Source organism: Rhizobium grahamii CCGE 502, assembly GCF_000298315.2.
Lineage (GTDB): Bacteria > Pseudomonadota > Alphaproteobacteria > Rhizobiales > Rhizobiaceae > Rhizobium > Rhizobium grahamii.
This window is the reverse complement of the sequence record NZ_AEYE02000044.1, coordinates 1-2,389: the sequence shown is the minus strand read 5'-3', so window position 1 is coordinate 2,389 and position 2,389 is coordinate 1. Positions and strand designations below refer to the sequence as shown.

General features: G+C 59.0%; 3 protein-coding genes. All 3 read left to right on the top strand.

Annotated elements, in window-relative coordinates; genetic code table 11:
* The first annotated feature begins 84 nt into the window (after nucleotides 1–84).
* Complete coding sequence (locus RGCCGE502_RS39165; protein WP_016558828.1) at nucleotides 85–462, top strand: transposase; 378 nt, start codon at nucleotides 85–87, stop codon at nucleotides 460–462.
* Nucleotides 459–803: an IS66 family insertion sequence element accessory protein TnpB gene (gene tnpB / locus RGCCGE502_RS34290; RefSeq protein ID WP_016558827.1), complete on the top strand. Its 345-nt coding sequence runs from the start codon at nucleotides 459–461 to the stop codon at nucleotides 801–803. The genes RGCCGE502_RS39165 and tnpB overlap by 4 nt, the downstream gene beginning before the upstream one ends.
* Before the next feature lie 74 nt (nucleotides 804–877).
* The coding region (tnpC, locus tag RGCCGE502_RS34285) for an IS66 family transposase (protein ID WP_051158771.1) at nucleotides 878–2,389 on the top strand (1,512 nt) is incomplete at its 3' end.

The following is a 2,389-nucleotide window of genomic DNA, read 5'->3' as shown; positions in this document are numbered from 1 at the left end:
GTAAGCGTCTAGCCGACCCCATCTAGCGGCGGTGGCGGCTGGTCCGGTAATGCAGATATACGATTTCACGAAGAGTGAGCTTCTATGTCTGCGCCTAGTTCTGAACCTAGAACTTTCCACATGATCGAGGCTGTGCCGGAACGGCTTGAGGGTGCTCCGCGACAGTTTCGGCGGCGCTGGTCTGATGAGTTCAAGGATCGGGCGGTGGCTGAAGCGATGGAGCCCGGCGCAAGCGTTTCGGCGATTGCGCATCGCCTCGGGATACATCCGTCACAGCTATTTAGTTGGCGTCGTGATGCTCGGGACGGGCAACGACGTTGGTCGCGAGATCCGGCTGCAACGGTTGATAAAAGGTCGGTTGGCACAATTGACGTGGTGGTTGGCGACGTCGTTATCCGTGCTGGTAGCGACTTCGACGAGGCCCATCTGCAGCGGATTATTCGCGCGGTGCGGTCGGCATGATCCCGTCGGGCGTGAAGGTCTTTCTCGCGAGCCATCCGATCGACTTCCGCAAGGGACCAGACAGTTTGTTGTCGCTGGTGCGGGATACCGGCAATGATCCATACAATGGTGCGCTTTATGTCTTTCGGGCCAAGAGAGCGGACCGGGTGAAGATTGTGTGGTGGGATGGTTCGGGCGTTTGCCTCTATGCGAAGCGGCTGGAGAAAGCCCAGTTCTGCTGGCCCCGGATTGGTCATCATCGCGTCCAGCTCAACCATGCCCAGCTTCTGGCTCTTGTCGACGGAATGGATTGGAAGCGCGTTCGACAAACGCCGGTGAAGCCTCCTGAGATTGTTGGGTAAAACCACTGCGGCGAAGTGAATCAGCAGCCTGAAACTGCGGGCGGATGGCGGCAAAATATGCTCTGATCGGACCCATGACGCGCCCCGAGATCGAGCTTCCGGATGATGTAGAGGCCTTGAAAGCCATGGTTCTCGCCATGGCCGAAAAGGCAGCCCGCGTCGAAGTTTTGGAAAAGCAGGTCGATGACCTCGAGGCCCGAAATGCAGACGCCGACGAGCGTATCGAGCGTCTCACGCAGATCCTGAAGGCTTTCGATCGCGCCCGATTTGGCCGACGCTCGGAAAAGCTTGCATCATCCACCGTCGATGACGAGCAGCATGCCTTTGTCTTCGAGGAGATCGAGACCGGCATTGCGGCAATCAAGGCTCAAGTTACGAAAGGCCGCGAGAGAGCAGATAGCAAACGCGCACCGCGACCGCGCAAGGGCTTCGCGCCGCATCTTGAGCGCGTCGAGGTCGTGATCGAGCCGGAGGAGCTACCGGAACACGCGGGCAAGCAGAAAATCCTGATCGGAGAAGACATCTCCGAGCGTCTGGATGTCGTCGCAGCGAAGTTCCGTGTCATCGTCACCCGTCGTCCTAAATACGCTTTTAGGAACGAGGACGGCGTCATCCAGGCCGCGGCTCCGGTACACATCATCGAAGGTGGCATTCCAACGGAAGCGCTTTTGGCCCAAATCGCTGTGTCCAAATATGCCGACGGCCTGCCGCTTTATCGCCAGGAAGCCATCTACGCCCGCGACAAGGTCGAACTCGATCGCAGGCTGATGGCCCAATGGATGGGTAAGGTGGGGTTCGAGCTCGACATCCTCGCCAATTACATCCTGAACGAGATCAAGAAGGCAGAACGGATTTTTGCCGACGAAACGACCTTGCCGACACTCGCACCTGGCTCCGGATCAGCAAAGACGGCGTGGCTATGGGCATATGCCAGAGACGATCGGACCTTCGGAGGCAGCGGTCCGCCGATGGTGGCCTATCGCTTCGAGGACAGTCGAGCCACCGAGTGCGTCGCACGGCATCTGAGCGGCTATCGTGGCATCCTGCAGGTTGATGGGTATGCCGCCTACAACAAGCTCGTCCGGAAGGATGGAGGCAATGACAGCGCCACTCTGGCTGGCTGCTGGTCACATAGCCGCCGGAAGTTCTACGAGTTGCATGCCGCAAACAGCTCAAAGGTCGCTACAGATACCGTCCAGCGGATGGCAAAGCTGTGGGAGATTGAGGAGACCGTTCGGGGTCAAAGGCCTGAGGCTCGTGTCGCCGCACGTCAGGAGATCTCCGCAGCGATCGTCAGTGACCTCTTCACTCTCTGGCAAGCGACCCTGCCGCGGGTCTCCGGCAAATCGAAACTTGCAGAGGCTCTCCGTTATGCCATCTCGCGTCGCGACATCTTCGAGCGCTTCCTGACAGACGGTCGCGTTGAGATCGACTCCAACATCGTCGAGCGGGCAATCAGGCCCCAGGCAATCACGCGCAAGAACTCACTTTTTGCGGGCAGTGACGGTGGCGGCAAGACCTGGGCGACCATCGCGACGCTTCTGCAGACGGCATTATGCCGCGCGCGGCATAAAGCTGTTTATGCC

What these genes read in the sequence shown, in the direction of transcription:
- RGCCGE502_RS39165 (WP_016558828.1), top strand. Translation starts at nt 85, where the DNA reads ATGTCTGCGCCTAGTTCTGAACCTAGAACTTTCCACATGATCGAGGCT.
- tnpB (WP_016558827.1), top strand. Translation starts at nt 459, where the DNA reads ATGATCCCGTCGGGCGTGAAGGTCTTTCTCGCGAGCCATCCGATCGAC.